Genomic DNA, 21935 nt, shown 5'->3' on the forward strand with positions numbered 1-21935 from the left:
ATGCACCGGCTTCGTGACGGCGGAGCGTGGCCCGTAACCTTCGGCTCATGACAACCCCCGTACGTGTCGCCGTCACCGGAGCCGCCGGTCAGATCGGTTACAGCCTGTTGTTCCGAATCGCGTCGGGCTCGATGCTCGGCCCCGACACGCCCGTCGCCCTGCAGCTGCTCGAGATCACGCCGGCCCTCGGCGCGCTCAACGGCGTGAAGATGGAGCTCGACGACTGCGCGTTCCCGCTGCTCACCGAGATCATCACCACCGACGACGCCGACGTGGCGTTCGGTGATGCCGACGTCGCCCTGCTGGTGGGCGCGATGCCGCGCAAGGCCGGCATGGAGCGGTCCGACCTGCTGTCGGCCAACGGCGGCATCTTCAAGCCGCAGGGCGAAGCGCTGTCGCGCAGTGCCAAGCGCGACGTGAAGGTGCTCGTCGTCGGCAACCCGGCCAACACCAACGCCCTCATCGCCCAGCGCAACGCCGCCGACCTCGATCCCGGCCGCTTCACGGCGATGACCCGCCTCGACCACAACCGGGCCGTGACGCAGATCGCCACCAAGCTCGGCACGAGCGTCAACGACGTCAAGAAGATGACGATCTGGGGCAACCACTCCACGACGCAGTACCCCGACCTGTTCCACGCCGAGGTCGGCGGCAAGAACGCCTACGAGGCGGTCGGCGACCACGAGTGGGTCGACGGAACCTTCATCCCCACCGTCGCCAAGCGCGGCGCGGCGATCATCGAGGCCCGCGGCGCGTCGTCGGCCGCCTCGGCGGCCAACGCCGCGGTCGACCACATCCGGTCGTGGTCGCTCGGCACGCCCGAGGGCGACTGGGTGTCGATGGGCATCGTGTCCGACGGCAGCTACGGCGTGCCCGAGGGGATCATCTCCAGCTTCCCGGTCACCTGCAAGGACGGCGAGTACTCGATCGTCCAGGGCCTCGAGATCGACGACTACAGCCGGGGCAAGATCGACGCCTCGGCCGCCGAGCTCGTCGAGGAGCGCGACGCCGTCGCCGAACTCGGCCTGATCTGACCTGATCTGAGTCAGTCGCGGTCCGGAGGGGTCGCTCGTGCCCACGGGTGCGAGCGACCCCTCCGGTCGCGTTCCGGCGGCAACGAGGGAACCGGCGTCAGCCGCCCGCGAGGCGGAGCTGGTGCGAGGTGGCGAGGGTCGTTCCGTCGGGGGCCCACATGCGGCCCGACTCGACGGTGTAGCCGTCGGCCGAGGCCGTCGCCTCCATCTCGGCGTAGACGTGGGCGCCGGCCGGGGCCAGGGCCCCCAGGTCGGACGCCAGCACGTGGACGGTGAAGTCGACCGTCGCCGCCGGCACCGGATGGTCGAGGCGGGAGAAGACGGCCGGCGGGAAGAAGTCCATCGCGCAGACGATCCACTCGGCCGTGATCGCCTCTCCATCGAGGGGGCGGAGCCAGCCCGCCAGGCGCGAGCGGTCCTGCGACCCGAACGGGACCGTGTCGGGGTCGAGGATGAGCTCGCTGTTGTCGAAGTGGCTCACCCGGTCGGGGCGCATCGCCTCGGGGGGCGGGGCGATGCGCCCGAGTCCGGCGGGCGGGGTGGCGGGCACCATGGCGGGCCGGGGGCGATCGTCGTAGTCGGTGCCAGGGCGCCCGCCGGCCAGCACGGCCGACACCACGAGGCGGACACGGCCTTCCTGGGTGAGCCGGGCCCGGGCGAACGTGGCGGTCCGGCCGGAGCGCTCGATGGTGACATCGACCTCGGCGGGCCCGGGCGCCGGCACGCTGACGAACTGGGTGGAGACGCTGCGGGTCGGGCGCGCCGGGTCGGTCACCGACGCGGCGATCGCTCGAGCGACGATGGCCGAGCAGTAGCCACCGTGGATGCCCACGAGCGACGCCCATGCCGGGCTCAGATCGGCCGCGAAGCGGCCGGGACCGTCCGGCGTGACCTGGATGGCGGAGGCGAACGAAACGGTGGAACCTTCGAGTGGGGATGCGGTGACCGTCACCCCCTGAGTTCTACCAGAGAACTTAGGCCGGTGCCAACCCCTGGGACGGCCTGGCTATGGTCGTCCCGGTGGCGTCGCTGTTCGCAGAGCGCTATCAGCTCACCGAGCTGGTGGGCACCGGAGGCATGGGTGCCGTGTGGTCGGCGTGGGACACCCGCCTCCACCGGCAGGTCGCGATCAAGCTCGTGCCTGTCGAGGGTCTCGCGGCCCCCGAGCGGGAGCGGGTGGTGCGCGAGGCGCGCGCCACGGCGCGCCTTCGCCATCCCAACGTCGTGACCCTCCATGACGCGGGCGAGGGCGACGGCTCGATCTACCTCGTGATGGAGATCGTCGACGGGATCACGCTGGCCGACCGCATCGCCTCCAGTCCCGTGCCCGAGCCGGAGGCGGTTCGAGTCGCTGCCGCGGTCCTCGAGGCGCTCGCCGAGGCCCACGCCGCCGGCATCGTGCATCGCGATGTGAAGCCGTCCAACGTGCTGCTCGGCGCAAACGGGGACGTCAAGCTCGCCGACTTCGGGATCGCCCGCCGCCTCGACGAGGTCACCGGAGGTCTCACCGCGACCGGCCAGCACCTCGGCACCCCCAAGTATCTCGCGCCGGAGACGCTCGCCGGAGAGCCCGGTGGCGTGGCAAGCGACGTCTATGCGGTCGGCATCGTGCTGTTCGAGATGCTCACCGGCCGCCCGCCGTTCGACAAGGGATCGGCGATGGCCACGGCGATGGCGCACGTCAACGAGCCGGCCCCCGACGTCCGCGCCGCCGCCCCGTCGACGTCACCTGCGCTGGCCGCCGTGGTCGCCCGCGCCCTCGACAAGGACCCGGCACGCCGATTCGTCTCGGCGCGCGAGATGCAGGCGGCGCTCGCCCGATCGGGTCCCAGCGCCGCATCGTCCGTCCCGCTCGCCGCCACCGAGGTGATGCCGACGGGACGGCCGCGCGCCGGTGGCGGGCGATGGTGGCTCGTTGCGGTGGCGGCCGCGCTCATCGCAGGAGTCGTCGCCACGCTGGTCGTCATCGGCGGAGACGATGACCCGGAGACCGGCGGCGCGACGACCACGAGCCCGGTGAGCACGAGCGCGGCTCCGACGACCTCGCCACCGACGACTGCGCCCACCACGCCGCCGACGACCAACACGTCGCCTGCGCCGCCCGCCGCGGCCGCTCCTGGCCCTGGTCCGGGCGACGAGGCGGCGGAGACGCCCCAGACGGTGGATCAGCTCGTCGCATGGCTGGATGCCGACCCCGGCGGGTCGGGATCACGCACGCCCGAGATCATCGAGCGTCTCGAGGATCTCGGCCGCGGGCGCAAAGCCAGCGACCGGGCCGCGGAGCTGCTCGAGGACGCCGAGGAGTGGGCCGCGAGCGGCGAGCTGGCCGCTGGTGCGCTCGACGTCATCCGTCCCGTGCTGGAACCGATCGCCGACGGTCCCGGCAACGGCGGCCGCCAGTAGCGGTCAGTCCTCGACCGCGATCCGACAGGCCGTCTTCATCATCTCGTCGACCCCGCGCTTGAGCTCGTCCTCGCTGATGCGGATGCTCTCGCCCGTCGACACCAGGTCGCTGACGGTCATCATCGCCAGGGCCTCCACCCGGTGCACGGCCGCGATCGTGTAGAGCATGGCCGCCTCCATCTCGATGGCGAGGTGCCCCAGGCGCTTCCACGTGGCGATGTTGGTCTCATCGGGATCGTAGAAGAGGGCGCTGGTGATCACGGCGCCGGCATGCGTGCGGGCCCCCGACTCGCTGCTGGCCCGCATGGCCGCCGTCGCCAGCGAGAACGTCGCCGTCGGCGCATGGTTCATCCCGGCGTACTGCAGCGCGGTGGTGTCGACCGCCGACGCCGAGACGGCGACCACGGTGTCGGCCATCTGCAGGCCGTCGGCGATGGCGCCACACGTGCCGACGCGGATCATCCGGGTGACGCCCAACTGCACGAGCTCCTCGTACACGATGCCGGCGCTCGGGCACCCCATGCCCGTGGACTGCACGCTGATCGGCCGGCCTTCGAACGTGCCGGTGTAGCCGAGCATCCCGCGTTCTTCGTTGACCAACCGGGCGCCGGCATCGAAGAACGTCTCGGCGATGTAGGTGGCCCGGCGCGGGTCGCCAGGACAGAGGACGGCGGGGGCGTAGTCGCCGGCGTCGGCGCGCAGGTGGATCGGCACGGCGAGGAGGGTAACCCTCCGCCGGCTGGGGGCCGCACGAGCCAGGCATAAGGCATCGAATGAGGAGGTGCCCGATGCGCCGGCGCGACACCATCGTCACCATCGTCACCATGGGACGAAACGGATCACTACGGATGGCGATCGGAGCGGACGACCTCGGGTTCGGCGCGGCGACCACTGCGTCACCGACCCGCCGTCGCGGCCGCGGTCTCGTCAGGCTGGGCATCGCCGTACTCGTCGTCGGCGTGGCCGCCTTCATCGGTGGCTTCGTCCTGATGGGCGTCAACGCCTTCGAATCCGTCCAGGACGGCATCGACCCGCAACGGGATCTCGATCTCAGCGTCGGCGTGCCCGGCAACGGCACCGTCGAGCTCGACGCCGATCGCTACCAGGTGGTCGCCCTCGGCGACACGCTGGTCGCCGTGAGCGGGATGTCCTCCGACGCCGGTGGCTACACGGTCAGTCGTATTCCGTTCACCGAGCCAGTGGTCACGATCACCGGTCCCGACGGCGCCGTGGTCGTCCTCGAGCAGCCGGGGCATGACCGGTTGTCGAGCACGCCCGGGCTCGACGCCGTGGGCATCTACGAGTTCACCGCACCGACCGACGGCATGTACGCCGTGACCGTCGCCGGCGAGGCACCGGCCGTGTCGTCGATCGGCATCGACGAGGCCGATTCGCTCTGGGAGTCGGCGAAGCCGTGGATCACGTCGTCGGCCGTGATCACCGGCGGTGGGGTGCTGATGACGATCGGCGTGCTCGTGCTGGTGGGCGGAGTCGTCAGGTCGACGCTCGGATCGAGCCTCGGCGACCTGCGCCGGCTCGGCCGCATGCGCTAGCCGGATCGCGGATATCGCGGAACGTCGCGGCCAGGATCGCTACCGTTCGTTCATGACCAACGGGGGATCAGGGCAGGCCGTCACGTTCGATGTGCAGTATCGGGAAGGGCTGAATCGTCTCACGACGTTCTTCCGCTACTTCACCGTGCTGCCCCACTCCATCGTGCTGGGGCTGTGGGGCTACGCCGTGCAGTTCGCCACGATCGGGCAGTGGTTCGTCACCGTGTTCACCGGCAAGCGATCTCGGGGCATCTGGGAGTTCCAGCGCTCGTGGCTCGCCTACGCCAGCCGCGTCAACTCCTACGCCTACCTCACCCACGACGTGTGGCCCCGCTTCGGTGGCGGGTGGGGCGACGAGCCGGTCGCCTTCGACCACGGCTACGTCGAGCCGGCCAACCGGCTGACGTCGGCGCTGCGCATCATCTGGGTGATCCCGGCGCTGCTCATTCTCTTGGTGCTCGGCATCGGCCTCGCCGTGGTCGTGCTGATCAGCTGGTTCGCCATCCTCTTCACCGGCCGCATGCCCCGGGGGATGTTCGACTTCGCCGTTCGGGTGCACCGCTTCTCGCTCAACCTGACGGCCTACGAGTTCCTGATGACCGACACCTATCCCCGCTACGAGGGTTCGTCGCCGGTCAGCACGTTGCCGCCGGGCGACCACGGCTCGGGCCGTGGGACCTACGGCCAGGTGTCGCAGTGGGCGTCGTCGCCGCCCCCGCCCGGACCGGCGGCCGCCCCCGGCCAGCCCCTGCCCCCGCCGTCCGGCCCGCCCGCCTGACCGCGTCGACCGCGTCGCCGCTCCGTCACTCCGGTGGGACGGGGTGGCCGGGCTCGATGTCCATGGCGCCGATGCGCAATGCGGTGTCGCCGGTGCTGCCAGTCGTGATGTCGACCGGGGCGAGGACGAACAGATCGTGGTCGCCGCCGACGTCGTGCCGGGCGGCCACCTCGAAGACGCCGCGTCGCGGGCAGTCGTCGAGGAGCGGCACGTCGAAGGCACCGGGTGTCCAGCGGCACCGTTCGAACTTGTCGACCTCGTCTCCGGTCGTGCCGCCGAACAGCTCGGCGAGCTCGCGTTCGTCGTCGCTCAACACGTGCACCCCGAGGTGCGTCGCCCGCGCCGCCACGCCGTGGGTGTGGTTGGCGTGGGACACCCAGACTGCGAGCAGCGGGGGGTCGATGCTGCACTGTGCCTGGAAGCCGACGAGGCAACCGGACCGTTCCCCTTCGACGGCCGCCGTGACGATCAATGCCGCCGGGTCGAGGGGCCCCACGAAGCGGTCGAAGTCACCGGCCATCGCTCAGAGGTCGAGCAGGCCGCGCAGGTAGGCGGCCTGCCCGGCGTGCTGCAGGCTGTCGTCGGCGATGCTGACGAGCCGGACGCCGAGGGTGACCGGCGGGTCCCACCGCCGATCGACGATGCGGTCGAGGTCAGTCGTGGTCAGGTCGCTCAGCATCGCCCGGGTCCGTTCGTCGACGGCGGCGAGGTAGTCGAGCAGGGCATCGCCCGACTCCGCTCGCACCTCGCGTACGTCGGCAGGCGTGTGCCCATAGCCGATGTTCGCCGGGTCGGGGTCGAGCCCGAACCGGCTGGCCCAATGGCCGCCGGCCCAGATCTGGTCGGCGTCGAGGATCTCGGCGATGTGATGGTCCTGGACGCGCGCCAGGTGCCAGACGAGCCAGCCGATCGGATTCGTGCCGTCCCGCGGCGTTTCGGTGAGCCGATCGACGGGAACGCCGTCCACGGCGTCCTTCGCCAGCGGCGGGATCCGTCCGTACAGTTCGAGCAGCAGCCCGGCGACATCCATCGCCCCAGTCCATCACAACGCCCCACGCGGCCGTGCGGTGCCGGTCGGCGCTGCGCCGGCGCAACGTGGTCGACGGCTACTTGAGGAACTTCGAGGTCGTGTTGTCGGCGAGTTCGATCCGCAGGTATTCGCCGTTGCGCTGATTGGCTCCGCTCGAAACGTACCACCGGACACACTCCCGTTCGTCGGACGCGTCCCAGCACGCGGCGGGTGAGCCGAGCGTCAGCGTCGGTGTCGGCCGGCGGCAGCTGGTGCCATCGATCCCTGACCCGGCTCGAGGATCGTCAGCACCCGCTGGGCGATGTCGGTGCGAGCAGCGACCGCCCGGAACGTGGCCACGAGCCTCGGATCGAGCACGATCCCGGAACGGACCCCGACGATCGTCGGGCCTTCGGTGGGCCTCGATGATGAGTCGGCACGCATGCCCTTGAACGCACCCCGCTGCGCCGCAATCTGCGACAGGTCGTGCCGTCGCCGATCATCGTCGGCAACCGGCGCGATGGTCGAGTTTGCAAGAGGACCGGCCGCCATGGGTGTCGCCGACTCGCTCGATGGTGCGGTAGGCGCACCGACCGAATCGTTCATCGGGAGCAAGATCGGGCAGCACTCACAGATAATCACCGGGACGGTCTGCACGTGAGCCGGGGCCTTCGGCGGGGCGGTGCCAAGTGCTGCGATGCAGCGATTGGCGAACACGCGAGCGGAAGCCGGTCGTTGACAGGTCGGCCGGGTCCAGGCCAGCCCAGGCGGCTTTGGGGCTTCAGTCGTTCTCGTTGCAGCCGGCGTTCGCGAGGCGAGATGCGTTGGCGAGCCCTGGTGCCCGATGGCCCGGGTGCGGTAGCCCAGCGTGGGGTGCTCGGAGGGCCTCCACCACTGGTACGCCGGGAGTTCAGGCGGGAGCAAGTCCGGGACGTGGTTGTGCTAGCGGCGCTCGGCCGTACTCTGCGGCCCGGCGAGGACACGCTCCCCTCCGCGGGAACGGTGTCACAGGGGACGGTCATACTGAAGAGCAGCTTGGCTTGCCCAGCCCATCGGCCTACGGCCCGCACCCCCGAATCTCAGGAGGATGAACATGGCCAAGCCGAATTCTCACCGTCGATCACCGAGCGGTGGCGCCAATGCGCCTAGGTTGTTCGAGATGGCAACGACCGCACCGCAGTCCTCCGCTGCCAGGGCCGCCGAGGCATCGGCTGCGTTCCCGCGGCTGAGGTACATGGGGTCGAAGTACAGGCTTGTTCCCTATTTGGCGGATGTGTTTGCGGAGCTCGAAGGCGGCTCGGCCCTGGATGCCTTCTCAGGAAGCGGGGTCGTCTCCTACACCCTGAAGGCTATGGGCTACTCGGTGACGGCGAATGACTTCCTCGCCTTCCCGACAGTCATCGCAGATGCCACGGTTGCCAACGATGACGTCACGCTATCGGACGACGACGTTGCCCGGTTGACGGGTCCGGCCATCGACGATCGGGACTTCATCCAGACCAAGTTCGACGGGCTCTACTTCACGCACGAAGACCGTGTGTTCCTCGACTCGGCGTGGTCGCATATCGATCGACTTGACGGCGCCAAGCGAAGTATCGCCATCGCTTCTCTCGTCCTCGCCGCAGCGCGGAAGCAACCGCGAGGGGTGTTCACGTTCACCGACCTTCGCTACGACGACGGGCGGCGGGATCTCAGGCTTCCGCTTCGCGAGCACTTCGTCGAAGCGGCTGCGGCGTACAACTCAGTTGTCTTCGGCACCGGAGCACCGTGCAGAGCCATCCAATCGGACGTGTTCGAAATCGATCCCGTTGGCTTCGACCTCGTTTACCTTGATCCGCCGTACGCGCCACCGAAGGACGACAACTGCTACATCAAGCGTTACCACTTCCTCGAAGGGCTGAGCGTGTATTGGCGCGGCCTTGAGATCATGGAGGACACCCGAACGAAGAAGCTCACCAAGAGGTTCACTCCGTTCAGCTACAAGCGGACGATCGTCGACGCGTTGCGGGACACGTTCAAGAGGTTCAGCGAGTCGACGATCGTGCTGTCCTACTCCTCGAATGCAGTGCCTGACGCGGAAACGATTGAGCGCCTCCTCGGCGAGGTGAAGAGCGAAGTCGAGGTTCGTCGAATCGATCACCGCTACCACTTCGGAACGCATCAGGCCGCGTCACGGCGAGAAGCCGTCGAGTACCTCTTCATCGGTCGATGACAGTCGGATCTTTCGACCACTACGTCGAGTCGCTCAGTCAACTCAGCAATCCATTCGACCCGACCGTCCCGACGGCCGAGAGCGAAGAGATCCGTACCGTCGCCACGCAACTGGCCGCCATTGGCACCATCGATCGAGCGAGCCTGGCCGAGTTCATCCGGGGTGAGGCCGATGCAGTCCCAGTGCTCGGGCTGGCGGTGGGGCTCACCCGCGAGAAGCTGAAGAACATCCTCCGCCACCACTTGGGCTCGTCTGGCTGGATAACGCTCGCGCGGGAGAGGTCAGCAGAGGTTGTTGCGATGCTCGACGACAACTACGACGTTGTCCGGCTGGTTGACGAACAGCGGTCCCGGACGTACGACTTCGGGGACGTCCTTGTCGCGCGCGCTGGTACACGACGGACAGCAACAGATGCAGGTGCCACGGGCCGGCGCGTCGAGGACGAGATCGAGCAGGTAGCTACCGACCTGAAGCTCCCATCTGCGACCCGCACCCGATTCGAGGGCCGCAATGGTCAGACTGCTCCTTGCGATCTGGCTATCCCGGCAGGGGGCAAGGATGCGCTCATCGTCGTTGCCGCCAAGGGTTTCGATTCCACCGGCTCGAAGCTCACCGACGCTGTGCGGGAGGTCGAGGAGATGGCCGAGAAGCGACTGCCGACCCAGTTCGTGATGGCGGCAATCGACGGGATCGGCTGGAAGAGCCGGCTCAACGACTTGCGGAGGATCTACGACCTGCGGGCATCGAACCAGATCGATGGCATGTACACCCTTGAAGGCCTCGGCGAGTTTCGGACCGATCTGGAGGCGGCCGCCAAGCGGCTGGGGCTGATCTGATATGTCGCGGAGTCGATCAGGCTCCAACGGAGCTCGTTCCGACGACCGACCTGGTTCGGTGGCCGGAAGGGCGAGGGGAGTACGCGCAAGCGCTCGGACGAGGCTGGGGCTGGGAGTGCCCGGGATGGAGCTCAGACCGCCCGGGATGCTCGCCAAGACACGTGCTCTCGGCTGATCGCTTCCTCGGCCTCGTTCACGAACGATGCCCAGGCGGCCTCTTCCCAAGCCGGGTTGCCGGTGATCTTGACGTCGATGGCCCCAAGCTCCGCGCTGGCAACTGCGTACGAGCGCGCCAGCGTCTGGTACTGCTTCACTGCCATCCAAGCCGCCACGGATGCGCCGATGGCGGAGAAGAGCCCAACGGCGTCGAGATCCCAGTCGTAGATCGCAGCGCCGACGCCGAAGCCGAGCGCCAATCCTGAGGAAAGAACGCCGACAAGCGACCAGATGGTGGCTCTCTTGGAGTTGAACTCTGACTTGCCTGCGTACCAGGAGCGTTGCGAGCGGATCCGCTCGGACTGATAGGCATCGATGCGCTCAGCGAGCGGTCGAGATCGGAGGGTTCGCATTTCGTCGGTGACGTGGGCGCCGTTGACAGGCACGGGCATGAGTTGGGCCACCTCACGGGCCACCTCGACCATGCGGGTCGCGAGCTCGATCTCCGACTGCTGGTTGTGAATGCCGAACGGTTCTCCGCCGACCACGAATCGCCATGCGGCCGTCTTTGCAGACTCAGCACCTGCTCGACCGTTCCACCACTTCTCGTCAGCGCGTGAGGTGAGCCGGTAGACCTGCGCCATTAGCGCCGTGCCGAACAGGAGCACGACCAACGCGGGTGGTCCGGCGAGCGAACCCACACCGGCGGCCAGAAGGAGCGCCGCGAGTTGCACCTTCTCAGTCCTCAGGTACCGCCGCTGCCACCGGACGGAGTGCTCGTCGGCGCGACAGTAGAACTCGGGATAGCGGTTCTCGATCAGGGGCATGCCGAGTTGATCTTCCTCAGCGCGCGCTTGTTGTTGATGAGATTCGATCGCGAGTCGCGCGCCTTGAAGGCGTCCTCGATCCAGCCACGCAGATCGTCTGCAGACTGCGGGTAGTAGTGGTAGCGCGCGTAGCGGGATCCGTCCTTGGCCCAGTTGTCGGCGAATCGATCGGGCAACGTGTTGGTCGATCGATCGGCCGGTGTGAGGGCAAGCAGGCCGTTCCGCTTGTTCACAGGGTCGTTCCGCAGACTCGAGGAGAGCTCCCAATCCACGAACTTCCGAGCCCAGGTGCACTTACCGACGTACAGGATGGTCACGGTCGAGTCGGACAGGTACTTCGATCCGATCTGCTGCTTGATGTACTCCTCGTCCTCGCTGCTGACCGGGTCCTTGAAGTGGTCGCTGTCCGAGACGCCGACGACCCGTGGGATGAACACATCGTTGAACTTCTCGACGAAGTCGGTCACGCCCACGATGTCTGCGCCGTGGTACGAGATGAAGCACTTGTGGCGAACCGGCGCAGTTCGCCCCTGCCGGGAGGCGGCCTGCTTCGCCAGCTCGTAGCTGACCTCAGCTCTGGTCACCGCCTCGAACAGGCGCTTGCGTTGTTGGTCGGATGTGGACACGTCTTCTCCTCTGATCTCGGTTGTCACACCAGTATGAACGCGGGGTGTGACATCGAAGTCGTGAGGTGGAAGCGGCGCCGCCCTCCCGGCCGTTTCGGACCGATCACATCAAGAGTGTCAGTGTTGCAGTGACGGCGCGGTTCGCCCCCGCCCCGCTGCACCGTCGAGGTGGCGAGGGGCTCTGCGGCTCGGGGTTCGTTGCCTCATGAGACGCCGTGCTCGACCGGCACCGGTTCGACCCGGCTGGGGTCGAAGTAGCGGCCTCGCTTGCCCTTCCGGATCACCACGTGCTCGACGAACAGGCCAATGAGGGCACGTTGCTGGTCGAGGTCCAGGCGATCCCAGCTGCCGGCTGTCACGCCCTCGAAGGCCGTGCCGTCGAGACTGGGGTCGACGGTCAGTTGGTCGAGTCGTCGCCTTGCGAGCAGCAGGCGAGCATGGATGGGATCCTGCGCAGCGAGGAACTGCGCACGGTTGATCCGCTGCGCGCCGTAGTCCGCCGCAAGGTCGGCGAGAAACTGTTCGTCGGTCTCGATCGAAGCCACCAGCTGGTGGGCGTCGCCGCCGGCTCGACGAGCTCGGGCGGTCGCGATGTCGGTGTGTTCGAGCGCGGCGAGCACGTAGTCGACGACGATCTGCTCGACGTAGTCGGCCTTGACGGTGTTGGAGCCGCAACCGTGCCGGTTCGCCTTGTCGCACGCGAGCGTGCGACGCGGTGGGCGCTGGCCCGGCTTGAGTTCCTTGTCCATGCGTTCGCTGACCGCGGCCATCACCGATCCGCACTCGGCACACCGGCACATCCCGGCGAGCAGGTTGACCTTCGGGCGGCGACCGATGGGCGCATGGGCGAGCCGGGAACGCACCTGCTCCCACGTCGCCCGGTCGAGGATCGGCTCCCAGGTCGCCTCGCCGACCACCGTGCCCTTCGACTCCCGTAGGCCGGTGATCCGACCTGACCGCAGGATCATGCCCAGCGAACCGGGCCGCCACTTCTTGCCGTGTGCCGATGGGATGCCGCGCTCGTTGAAGTCGACGACGATCGACGCGAGCGAATGGCCAGCCAGCACTCGGGCGGCGGCCTCCCGAACGACTGAAGCCTCCTCCGACACGACCTCGATGCGGCCCTGTGCCACCCGCCGGTAGCCGTAGGAGCGGCCGCCGCCGCGGGCGTTGCCGCGCTCCGCGTTCTGGTGGTGCTTGGCGCTGACGCGTTCGCCGATGCGGGCGGACTCGTGCTCGGCCGCCGCCCCGAGAACCTGGGCGGTGAACCGGCCGCTCGCCGTGTTCAGGTCGACGTGACCGGCAGCGACCGTCCGGATCTCGACGCCGGCGGAGGCGACCACCTTGGTCAGTTCGACGAGGTCGGCAAGCCGCCGGTACAGGCGGTCGGGGTGGTAGGCGACGATGATGTCGATCTCGCGCCGGCGGACGAGGTCGAGTAGTCGCTCGTACTCGGGGCGGCACGCACCGGAGTAGGCGCTCAAGTCGTTGTCGACGAGCACCTCGTCGACGCTCCAGCCCTCCAGGTCGGCCAGGTGGCGGCAGGCGTCGATCTGTCGGCCGACACCGGCCGCCTCGCCGACCTTGTCCAACGAGATCCGGGCGTAGATCGCCGCGCGCCAGAACAGCGTGGGTGTGCCCGTGCGGACGTTCGACTGTCGCTTCGCCGTCATTGGCTGCGCTGGCTCCTCGGCTGCTCGGGACTCCCTTCTGGAGTCCCACCTGTGGGAGCTGCTCAGCGCGTCGTGATTACCTTAGAAATTTGGAGGTGGTGTTGTCGGCGAGGATCTTGCCGGCGGTCTGGCAGGTCGGGCAGTAGTTCACCGTGTAGCTGGAGTACTCGACGGCGCGGACGGTGTCGCCGCAGACGGGGCAGGCTTCGCCGGTGCGCCCGTGCACGCGCGACGGTCGGTCCTTCGACGAGCTCATGTCGGGTCGCTCGCGCTCTTCGGCGAGGCCCTCCTCGACGGCGTCGCGGATCGCCGCGACGAGCGGGGCGGCTCCGTCGGCGCCGAGCTTGCGGCTCATCGCGAACGGCGACAGCTTGGCCCGGTGACACACCTCGTTGGCGAGGCGCCGCCCGATGCCGGCGACTGCGCGCTGGTCCCGTAGCCATCCGTGGATGCGTGTGGACGGCAGTTCGGCGAGGCGTTCGGCGAGCTCGTCGGCGCCGATCGTCGCCGCCTCCGGACCGAGCTTGTCGAGCGGCGGCACGGTCAAGGCATCGTCGGTGGGCACGCACCAAACCCCGGCGCGGCGTTCGGTGCCCTGCTCGGTGAGCAGGAGTGCCGGCGGCTTGGGGTCGTCGGGTCGGGGAGCGAACGTGAAGCGCGCCTGTCCGCCGCGCGGCTTGGCCGAGTGTTTCGTGTCGACGAGGAGCCGGCCGCCCTGCATCAGGTGGACCACGAACGTGACCGGTTCGAACGTGACGAGCAGGTACTTGCCGCGCCGCCCGACCTCGACGAGCGGGTGCCCGTACGCCGCGTCGGGCGGAGGCGTCGCCGTCTTGAGAGCCGTGAACTGCAACGGCGTGAACCGTTGCAGCACGTCGCCGGCGAAGGCGGCGGTGAGGCGCTCGGCGTGGGCCTGCACCTCGGGCATCTCAGGCATCGGTCACCTCAACCATCGTCGCTGGTGACCTCGCCATAGTCGGTGTGCTCGCGAACCTCGGTGAACACCTCGTCGAGGGCGCCGAAGACCGGTTGGGCGTCGAGCAGTCGCTGCTGGTCGCCGGTGAGCAGGATGCGCCCGTTGATGAAGGCGTCCTGGGCGTTGATGGCGCCGGTGGCCACGCCGACGGCGGTCTCCCACGTCTGCTCCATCCGCACGTGCTCGGGCTCGGCGGGGCCGGCGCCGAAGCCGACGCTGCCGTCGCCGACCTGGAGGTGGTAGGTGACGTCGCCCTCCGGGCCCTCGGTGACGACCTGCGTGATGCCGACCTCGTGGTGCTGGGCGAGGGTCTGGAGCTCGTCGCTTGCCGCGATGCGGTCGGCGACGGCGTCGATCCAGTCGAGGCTCAGGTAGCGCGTCACCCTCGTAGTCTGCCCGACGTCCGACCCAACGGTTGGTGCCAGGCACCAACCGTGAGGTGCGTCGTTGTGGCAGAGTGCCGCGGATGAGCGTCGACGGGGACCAACGGCGGGCCGAGGGTCGCCATGACGACGCTGTCGTGGAGGAGTGGCTGTTCACGTGCTGGCTGCCACCGGACACGCACGAACCGATCGGCGTGGTGTCGGGCTACCGGATCCTGCGCGACGGCGCGGCCGTAACGTCCTGGTACTGGGCGGCCGTCGCTCGTCCCGGTGCACCGCTCCTCCACGTGGCCGACTGGCACGTGCCGCCCCGGCCGGACCCGCTCCTCGTCAAGGGCGACGGGCTGTGGGCCGAGCACGTGTGCGACGCCCCGATGGAACAGTGGACGGTGTCCAACGAGACCTACGCCACGGCGCTCGACGACCCCGACGACGCCCTCGGTCGCGCCTACGGCACGCCGACGGCCGTCGCTTTCGACCTCGAGTGGTACGCCACGGCAGCCCCGTCGCCGGTACCCGACGGCTACGAGCAGGCCGGCGTGGTGCACGGCGTCATCGAACTGGCGGGCGGGGCCGGGCTCCATCTCGACGAGGCACCGGCGCATCGTTGGCATCGATGGGCCGACGAACTGGGCCCGGTCGTGCTGCCGCCGGCCTTCGCCCACACCGGCGTGCGCGCGCCGTTCGCCTTCCCCGATGGGACCGTCGCCGACTGGGCGTTGACCCCCGAGGGCTGGCGATCCCTTCCGAGATAGTGCCAGGCACTATCTCGGAGCGAGCACACTGGCGGGGTGACTGCGCCGCTGTTCCACATCGCCCTGCCCGACGAGTGGGAGTCGGCCACGGCCGCCGGTACGTACGAGCGCAGCACGCGGGGGCGGAGCCTCGCCGACGAGGGGTTCATCCACTGCTCGCACCGCCATCAGGTGGAGGCCACCGCCAACCGCTTCTACGCCGAATTGCCGGCGCTCGTGCTGTTGACGATCGACCGGTCCCGGATCGACTCACCGATCGTCGAGGAGGCCGCGGTGGACGGCGGCGAGCTGTTCCCGCACATCTACGGTCCGATCCCCGTCGACGCCGTCGTCGACGCCACGCTCTGGCCTCGAGGCTCCGACGGCTTCGTTCTCGGCGCCGAGTGACGCAGATCTGACCCCGGCCCCGGATCCACCGGGCTCCGCGTTCGCGGCGGGCGGTCCTGCCACACTCGGCCCGTGCGTGTATCGAAGGGCCCAACGGGCTACCCCAGAGACATCCTCGACGACTTCGCCGACTCGAAGAAGCGGCCGACGTATCCGACCGTCGAGGTGGCGATGGGAATGGTGATCGAGGACCGCGCCAGCGGCTTCGTCGGCGACGTCGTGAAGTGGACCTCCGAGGCCGTCACGCTGCGCGACCGCCGCAACCAGCTGCGTCACTTCGGTTGGAAGGACGGCGGCTTCCTCCTCGAGGGCAGGCCGGTCACGCTGCGCCGCCCGGCCGTGCGACGCGACGCCAGCCTCGCCGACCGGATCACGGCTTCCGGATCGATCGCCGGGGAGCGACGAGCCGCCCGCGTGGCCGCGGGCGGTCGCATCTGGGTCGAGGGCAAGCACGACGCCGAACTGCTGGAACTGGTGTGGGGCGACGAGTTGCGAGAAGGCGGCATCGTCGTCGAGCCGCTGCACGGCATCGACCACCTCGCCGACGCCGTGGCCGAGTTCGCGCCCGACGCCAAGCGCCGCCTCGGCGTCCTCGTCGACCATCTGGTGGCAGGATCGAAGGAGCAGCGCGTCGTGTCGGCGATCCGCTCGCCGCACGTGCTGGTCACCGGCCACCCCTTCGTCGACGTGTGGGCAGGCATCCGGCCCAAGGTGATGGGCCTCGAGGCGTGGCCCGACGTGCCGCGCGGGGTCGAGTGGAAGGCCGGCATGTGCGCCGCCCTCGGCACCGACCTCGAGCGCTTCTGGCCGCGCCTGCGCAACAAGGTGACCTCGTACGCCGACCTCCGTCCCGAGCTCGTCGGCGCTGTCGAGCAGCTGATCGATTTCGTGGTGTGACGGCACTCACCTGCCCCGATTTCGGGCGGGCAGTACCCTCGGCATTACCGTTCTGGCCATGACGCAAGTGGTCACCCGGGGGCCGGTCAGCGCGACCGCGACACAGCAACGCAAGCGCAAGCCCTTCCTCATCGACTTCTACTCGACGGCCGTCGGGAAGAAGTACGTCATGGCCATCACCGGGCTGATCGGCGTCGGGTTCGTGGTCGTGCACATGATCGGGAACCTGAAGATGTACATCGGCTTGGTGAACCACCATGGCGAGCGGGTGTACGACATCGACATCTACGGCGAGTTCCTGCGCGAGATCCTCGTGCCGATCCTGCCTCGCACGGTGTTCCTCTGGCTGATGCGCTTCGTGCTCATCGGCGCCGTCGCCCTGCACCTGCACGCGGCGTACTCGCTGACGGTGATCAACCGCAAGGCCCGGCCCGTCGGCTACAAGTCGTCGCGGGACTACGTGGTGGCGAACTTCGCCAGCCGCACGATGCGCTGGAGCGGCATCATCGTCTTGCTGTTCATCCTCTGGCACCTCGCCGACTTCACGTGGGGCTGGGTCAACCCCGACTTCGTGCGTGGCGCCGTGTACCGCAACGTCGATGCGAGCCTGTCGCGCATCCCGGTGTCGCTCCTCTACATCGTCGCCAACATCGCCCTCGGGATCCACCTGTTCCACGGGTTCTGGAGCATGTTCCAGACGATGGGCTGGAACTCGCCGCGGTTCAACCAGTGGCGCAGGGCAGCAGCGATCGGCATCGCCACGCTGATCGTGGTCGGCAACGTGTCGTTCCCGATCGCCGTGCAGGCCGGAATCATCGAGATCTGACGATGAGCGAATCACTTGTAGGGAGCCCGTCATGACCGTCACACTCGATGCCAAGATCCCTGCCGGATCCGTCCCCGACAAGTGGGACAACTTCAAGGCCGACTCGAAGCTCGTCAACCCGAACAACAAGCGCAAGTTCAAGGTGCTCGTCGTCGGCACCGGTCTGGCCGGCGCGTCGGCCGCGGCCACGCTCGCCGAGCTCGGCTACGACGTCGAGGCGTTCACGTTCCACGACTCACCCCGCCGGGCCCACTCGATCGCCGCCCAGGGCGGCATCAACGCGGCCAAGAACTACCGCGGCGACGGCGACAGCATCCACCGCCTCTTCTACGACACGTTGAAGGGTGGCGACTTCCGCTCCCGCGAGGCCAACACGTACCGCCTTGCCCAGGTGTCGGTGAACATCATCGACCAGATGGTCGCCCAGGGCGTGCCGTTCGCCCGCGAGTACGGCGGTCTGCTCGACACCCGCAGCTTCGGCGGCGCCCAGCTGATGCGGACGTTCTACGCCCGTGGCCAGACCGGCCAGCAGCTGCTGCTCGGCGCCTACCAGCAGCTCGCCCGCCAGATCGGCCTCGGCGGCGTGAAGCTGTGGAATCGTGTCGAGCTCGTCGACATCGTCACCGTCGAGGGTGAGACGGCCGGCATCATCACCCGCGACCTGCTCACCGGCGAGTTCCGCCGCCACGCCGGCCACGCCGTCGTGCTGGCCACCGGCGGCTACGGCAACGTGTTCTTCCTGTCCACCAACGCGATGGCGTGCAACGTCACCGCGGCGTGGCGGGCCCACCGCAAGGGCGCCTACTTCGCCAACGCCTGCTACACGCAGATCCACCCGACCTGCATCCCGCAGGCCGACGACTTCCAGTCGAAGCTCACACTGATGTCCGAGTCGCTGCGCAACGACGGACGCGTCTGGGTGCCGACCAACCCCGACGAGACCCGCTCGCCCGACAGCATCCCCGAGGGGGAGCGCGACTACTACCTCGAGCGGCTGTACCCGAGCTTCGGCAACCTCGCTCCGCGTGACATCTCCAGCCGCGCCGCCAAGCGCGCCGTCGACTCCGGCCGCGGCGTCGGCCCGCTGAAGAACGGCGTCTACCTCGACTTCTCCGACTCGATCAAGCGACTCGGCTACGACGTGGTGTTCGAGCGCTACTCGAACTTGTTCGAGATGTACGAGCGGATCACCGGCGAGAACCCCACCAAGGTGCCGATGCGCATTTACCCGGCGTCGCACTACACGATGGGCGGGCTGTGGGTCGACTACGAGCTGATGACCACGGTGCCCGGCCTGTACTGCGCCGGTGAGGCCAACTTCTCCGACCACGGCGCCAACCGCCTCGGAGCGTCGGCGCTGATGCAGGGCCTCGCCGACGGCTACTTCGTGCTGCCCTACACCATCAGCAACTACCTCGCTCCGAAGCTCAACAAGCCCGTCCCCGGCACCGACCACCCGGCCTTCGCCGAGGCCGAACGGGAGGCCAAGGAGCGCTTCGGGCGGTTCATGTCGATCGGTGGCACCCGTTCGCCCGACTACTTCCATCGCGAGCTCGGCAAGATCGTCTGGGACTACTGCGGCATGGAGCGCACGGCCGAAGGACTCGAGAAGGCCCTGTCGGAGATCCCCGCCCTGTACGAGGAGTTCCAGAAGGACCTGCGGGTCACCGGTCCCGACACGAGCGTCAACCAGACGCTCGAGAAGGCCGGCCGCGTGGACGATTTCTTCGAGCTGGCGATGATGATGTGCCGCGACGCGCTCGAGCGGCGCGAGAGCTGTGGTGGTCACTTCCGTGCCGAGTACCAGGACGAGGAGGGCGAGGCGCAGCGCGACGACGACAACTTCGCCCACGTCGGGGCCTGGGAGTGGACGGGCGATCCGATGCGCCCGACGCGGCACCAGGAAGAACTCGTCTACGAGTACGCCCACTTCGCCAAGAGGAGTTACAAGTGAGCAGCCTGTACGGAGATCAGCGAGCGCAGCGAGCGTCCCGAGGTTCGAGCGACCGCTCACGCGGCCTGCATGGCCGGGGAACGCAGTGAGATGACGCACACCATCAAGAACCTCACCCTGAAGATCTGGCGGCAGAACGGTCCGGCCGACGCCGGTCGCTTCGAGACCCATCAGATCGCCGAGATCAGCGACGAGGCGTCCTTCCTCGAGGTGCTCGACATCCTCAACGAGCGCCTCATCGAGCAGGGCAACGAGGCCATCACGTTCGACCACGATTGCCGTGAGGGCATCTGCGGCACGTGCTCGCTGATGATCAACGGCCAGGCCCACGGGCCGCAGAAGGGCACGGCGACGTGCCAGCTGCACATGCGCAAGTTCACCGACGGCGACGAGATCGTCGTCGAGCCGTGGCGAGCCCGGGCGTTCCCCGTGATCAAGGACCTGATGACCGACCGCGCTGCGCTCGACCGCATCGTCGAGGCCGGCGGCTACATCACCGCGCCCACCGGCGGTGCCCCCGACGCCAACATCACGCCGATCCCCAAAGTGGTCGCCGACGCTGCGATGGACGCCGCGGCATGCATCGGGTGCGGCGCCTGCGTGGCCGCCTGCCCGAACGGCGCGGCCAACCTGTTCACCGGCGCCAAGCTGTCGCATCTCAACCTGCTCCCGCAGGGCCAGGCCGAGCGTCTGTCGCGCTCGGAGGCGATGGTCGAGACGATGGACGAGTACTTCGGGTCCTGCACCAACCACGGTGAGTGCGAGGCGGCCTGCCCGAAGGAGATCAGCATCGACGTCATCGCCCAGATGAACGGCGACTACCTCAAGGCCAAGTTCAAGAACCGCAAGCTGCTCTCGAAGCGCTGACGGTCGCCGCGCCCCACCTCGCGACGCGACCCAACGGTTGGTGCCTGGCACCAACCGTCGGGTCCACGCGGTGATCGTCGTTCGCGTTCAGGCGCTGACGAGTGTTGCTTCCGTTTCGTCGGCGGTGTCGGTCTCGGCACCGTCGGTGAGCTCGGCGACCGGGTCCGGCGTGCTCTCCACCGCCCGGGCGGGGAGGAAGCGCCAGGCGACGAGGGCGCCGAGCAGCACCACGCCGACCGAGACCCACGACCCGACCCGCCACCCGTCGATGAACGAGGTGTTGATCGCGTCGTTGATGAAGTTCGCCGCGTCGGGGCCGACCTGCACACCGGCTTGCTCGGCGACCACCTTGGCGGCACCGACGGACTCCTGGGCGATGCCGACCGCTTCGGGCGGCACCGGAGTGCCGGCGAGGGCGTCACCGAGGCGGGCCGAGTAGATCGACGAGAACACCGAGCCGACGATCGCCACGCCGAGCGTGCCGCCGAGCTCTCGCGCCGTGTCGTTCACGGCCGAGCCGACGCCCGCCTTCGCCGGGGGCAGCGAGCCCATGATCGACTCCGTCGCCGGCGCCTGCACGAGTCCGAGGCCGCCGCCCATGAAGAACATGGCCACGACGACGATCGAGTACGGCGTGTCGGCCGCCGCGCTGAGCGAGGCGATGAGGAAGCCCGCCGCCATCGAGACGAGGCCGGTGACGACGATTGCCTTGGTGCCGAAGCGACTCGCCAGCTTCTGTGACAGCGGTGCCATCGACCCCGTGAAGACGGCGAACGGCACGGTGCGCACGCCGGATTCGAGGGTGCCGTAGCCGCGGACGAACTGGAAGTACTGCGTCACGACGAACACGAATCCGAAGAGGGCGAAGAAGGCGAAGGTCACGGCGAGGCTGCCGGCCGTGAAGCGCATGTTGGAGAACACCCGCACGTCGAGCATCGGGTGATCGATGCGGCGCTCCCAGGTGACGAACGTGCCGAGGAGGACGGCGGCGAGGGCGAAGGCGGCGATGCTCGTGCCCGATGCCCAACCGTGCTCCGGGCCTTCGATCACGGCCCACACCAGCACGCCGATGCCGGCGATCGACAAGACCGTGCCGAGCGGGTCGAAGCGGTGGATGGTGGCGTCCCGTGACGTGGGGACGATGCGGCCGACGGCGACGATGGCGAGGATCACCACCGGCACGTTGATCATCAGCACCGAGCCCCACCAGAAGTGCTCGAGGAGGAAGCCGCCGGTGACCGGTCCGAGGGCGACGGCGACCCCTGCCGTGGCGGCCCAGACGGAGATCGCCACGGCCCGCTCCTTCGGGGCGGTGAAGACGTTGACGAGGATCGCCAACGTGGCGGGGAACAGCAGGGCGGCACCCACGCCCATGGCGGCGCGCCAGCCGATGAGCTCGGTGGGCGAGTCGCTGAGCGCGGCGAGCGCCGAGAATCCGCCGAAGAGGGCGAGGCCGATCTGCATCACCCCCTTGCGGCCGAACCGGTCGCCGATGCTGCCGGCGGCGATGAGCAACCCGGCGAACACCAGCACGTACGAGTCGACGATCCACTGCAGGTCGCGGTTGGAGGCGCCGAGCTCGGTGACGAGCGACGGGAGGGTGACGTTGACGATCGTGCCGTCGAGGACGACGACGAACACGGCGAGACAGAGGACGCCGAGGATCGCCCACCGATTGCGGTGGGCTGAGCTGTTCGTGGACAGCGTCGGCGGTGCGGCCGAGGCGGGTGGTGCGGACACGATGTGCTCCTTGTCGGGGTGGGGGTGGGGTGGGAGCGGCGTG

The 21935-nt window shown here is 68.7% G+C and carries 23 protein-coding genes; 12 read left to right on the top strand and 11 right to left on the bottom strand.

The features are described 5' to 3' along the window. Positions 1-47: 47 nt before the first annotated feature. The gene (locus DN771_RS03635; protein ID WP_116995961.1) at positions 48-1034 is read left to right on the top strand and encodes a malate dehydrogenase; all 987 of its coding nucleotides are present in this window, start codon (positions 48-50) and stop codon (positions 1032-1034) included. Positions 1035-1131: 97 nt separating this feature from the next. Here the strand turns inward: DN771_RS03635 and DN771_RS03640 are convergent, their stop codons facing one another. Next, the gene (locus tag DN771_RS03640) at positions 1132-1986 is read right to left on the bottom strand and encodes an acyl-CoA thioesterase (protein ID WP_116995962.1); all 855 of its coding nucleotides are present in this window, start codon (positions 1984-1986) and stop codon (positions 1132-1134) included. Positions 1987-2054: 68 nt separating this feature from the next. On the opposite strand from DN771_RS03640, the gene DN771_RS03645 reads away from it, so the two are divergent. Further along, positions 2055-3437: a serine/threonine-protein kinase gene (locus DN771_RS03645; RefSeq protein WP_162941490.1), complete on the top strand. Its 1383-nt coding sequence runs from the start codon at positions 2055-2057 to the stop codon at positions 3435-3437. A gap of 3 nt (positions 3438-3440) precedes the next feature. Here the strand turns inward: DN771_RS03645 and DN771_RS03650 are convergent, their stop codons facing one another. Next, on the bottom strand, positions 3441-4151 hold the full coding sequence (locus DN771_RS03650) for a phosphorylase family protein (RefSeq protein ID WP_116995964.1): 711 nt from the start codon (positions 4149-4151) through the stop codon (positions 3441-3443). Between the two features lie 134 nt (positions 4152-4285). Between DN771_RS03650 and DN771_RS03655 the strand changes: the two genes are divergently transcribed. Next, entirely contained in the window at positions 4286-4990 is a 705-nt protein-coding gene (locus DN771_RS03655) for a hypothetical protein (RefSeq protein ID WP_162941491.1), read from the top strand. A 52-nt stretch (positions 4991-5042) separates the two neighbouring features. Continuing rightward, positions 5043-5768, top strand: a complete 726-nt coding sequence (locus tag DN771_RS03660) for a DUF4389 domain-containing protein (protein WP_116995966.1) — start codon at positions 5043-5045, stop codon at positions 5766-5768. A 25-nt stretch (positions 5769-5793) separates the two neighbouring features. Here DN771_RS03660 and DN771_RS03665 read toward each other — a convergent pair whose 3' ends face one another. The 3 genes from DN771_RS03665 to DN771_RS03675 form a co-directional block, all read right to left on the bottom strand. Beyond that, the gene (locus DN771_RS03665) at positions 5794-6288 is read right to left on the bottom strand and encodes a flavin reductase family protein (RefSeq protein ID WP_116995967.1); all 495 of its coding nucleotides are present in this window, start codon (positions 6286-6288) and stop codon (positions 5794-5796) included. A gap of 3 nt (positions 6289-6291) precedes the next feature. Further along, on the bottom strand, positions 6292-6798 hold the full coding sequence (locus DN771_RS03670) for a mycothiol transferase (RefSeq protein ID WP_116995968.1): 507 nt from the start codon (positions 6796-6798) through the stop codon (positions 6292-6294). Between the two features lie 222 nt (positions 6799-7020). Beyond that, positions 7021-7221: a hypothetical protein gene (locus tag DN771_RS03675; RefSeq protein ID WP_162941492.1), complete on the bottom strand. Its 201-nt coding sequence runs from the start codon at positions 7219-7221 to the stop codon at positions 7021-7023. A gap of 715 nt (positions 7222-7936) precedes the next feature. Here DN771_RS03675 and DN771_RS03680 point away from each other — a divergent pair. Both DN771_RS03680 and DN771_RS03685 read left to right on the top strand, forming a co-directional pair. After that, positions 7937-8989 carry a DNA adenine methylase gene (locus DN771_RS03680; protein WP_205528401.1) on the top strand — a complete coding sequence of 351 codons (1053 nt, stop codon included), beginning with the start codon at positions 7937-7939 and terminating at the stop codon, positions 8987-8989. Next, positions 8986-9825: an ENY2 family protein gene (locus tag DN771_RS03685; RefSeq protein WP_116995970.1), complete on the top strand. Its 840-nt coding sequence runs from the start codon at positions 8986-8988 to the stop codon at positions 9823-9825. Before DN771_RS03680 ends, DN771_RS03685 begins: the two co-directional genes overlap by 4 nt. Before the next feature lie 131 nt (positions 9826-9956). Here the strand turns inward: DN771_RS03685 and DN771_RS03690 are convergent, their stop codons facing one another. The 5 genes from DN771_RS03690 to DN771_RS03710 form a co-directional block, all read right to left on the bottom strand. Further along, a complete protein-coding gene (locus DN771_RS03690) occupies positions 9957-10808 on the bottom strand; it encodes a DUF4231 domain-containing protein (protein WP_116995971.1) in 852 nt (283 codons plus the stop codon). Beyond that, positions 10799-11434, bottom strand: coding sequence for a TIR domain-containing protein (locus DN771_RS03695; protein ID WP_205528402.1), 636 nt, complete (start codon positions 11432-11434; stop codon positions 10799-10801). Before DN771_RS03695 ends, DN771_RS03690 begins: the two co-directional genes overlap by 10 nt. Before the next feature lie 203 nt (positions 11435-11637). Next, on the bottom strand, positions 11638-13107 hold the full coding sequence (locus DN771_RS03700) for a recombinase family protein (RefSeq protein ID WP_116995972.1): 1470 nt from the start codon (positions 13105-13107) through the stop codon (positions 11638-11640). A gap of 76 nt (positions 13108-13183) precedes the next feature. Further along, positions 13184-14044, bottom strand: coding sequence for a DNA-formamidopyrimidine glycosylase family protein (locus DN771_RS03705; RefSeq protein WP_116995973.1), 861 nt, complete (start codon positions 14042-14044; stop codon positions 13184-13186). 8 nt (positions 14045-14052) lie between these two features. Continuing rightward, positions 14053-14466, bottom strand: a complete 414-nt coding sequence (locus tag DN771_RS03710) for an SCP2 sterol-binding domain-containing protein (protein WP_116995974.1) — start codon at positions 14464-14466, stop codon at positions 14053-14055. 83 nt (positions 14467-14549) lie between these two features. On the opposite strand from DN771_RS03710, the gene DN771_RS03715 reads away from it, so the two are divergent. The 6 genes from DN771_RS03715 (at position 14550) to DN771_RS03740 (ending at position 20152) form a co-directional block, all read left to right on the top strand. Then, positions 14550-15221 carry a hypothetical protein gene (locus DN771_RS03715; RefSeq protein WP_116995975.1) on the top strand — a complete coding sequence of 224 codons (672 nt, stop codon included), beginning with the start codon at positions 14550-14552 and terminating at the stop codon, positions 15219-15221. A 36-nt stretch (positions 15222-15257) separates the two neighbouring features. After that, positions 15258-15608, top strand: a complete 351-nt coding sequence (locus DN771_RS03720; RefSeq protein ID WP_116995976.1) for a DUF952 domain-containing protein — start codon at positions 15258-15260, stop codon at positions 15606-15608. Positions 15609-15680: 72 nt separating this feature from the next. After that, entirely contained in the window at positions 15681-16505 is an 825-nt protein-coding gene (locus tag DN771_RS03725; RefSeq protein ID WP_116995977.1) for a DUF3097 family protein, read from the top strand. Positions 16506-16563: 58 nt separating this feature from the next. Continuing rightward, positions 16564-17331: a succinate dehydrogenase cytochrome b subunit gene (locus DN771_RS03730; RefSeq protein ID WP_116995978.1), complete on the top strand. Its 768-nt coding sequence runs from the start codon at positions 16564-16566 to the stop codon at positions 17329-17331. 31 nt (positions 17332-17362) lie between these two features. After that, positions 17363-19285 (top strand): fumarate reductase/succinate dehydrogenase flavoprotein subunit, encoded by a 1923-nt coding sequence (locus tag DN771_RS03735; protein WP_116995979.1) that lies wholly within the window; start codon positions 17363-17365, stop codon positions 19283-19285. Between the two features lie 90 nt (positions 19286-19375). After that, on the top strand, positions 19376-20152 hold the full coding sequence (locus DN771_RS03740; protein ID WP_116996159.1) for a succinate dehydrogenase/fumarate reductase iron-sulfur subunit: 777 nt from the start codon (positions 19376-19378) through the stop codon (positions 20150-20152). An 87-nt stretch (positions 20153-20239) separates the two neighbouring features. Here the strand turns inward: DN771_RS03740 and DN771_RS03745 are convergent, their stop codons facing one another. Beyond that, positions 20240-21892: an MFS transporter gene (locus tag DN771_RS03745; RefSeq protein ID WP_205528403.1), complete on the bottom strand. Its 1653-nt coding sequence runs from the start codon at positions 21890-21892 to the stop codon at positions 20240-20242. Positions 21893-21935 lie beyond the last annotated feature (43 nt).

This window comes from Desertimonas flava (assembly GCF_003426815.1).
In the GTDB taxonomy this organism is placed as follows: domain Bacteria; phylum Actinomycetota; class Acidimicrobiia; order Acidimicrobiales; family Ilumatobacteraceae; genus Desertimonas; species Desertimonas flava.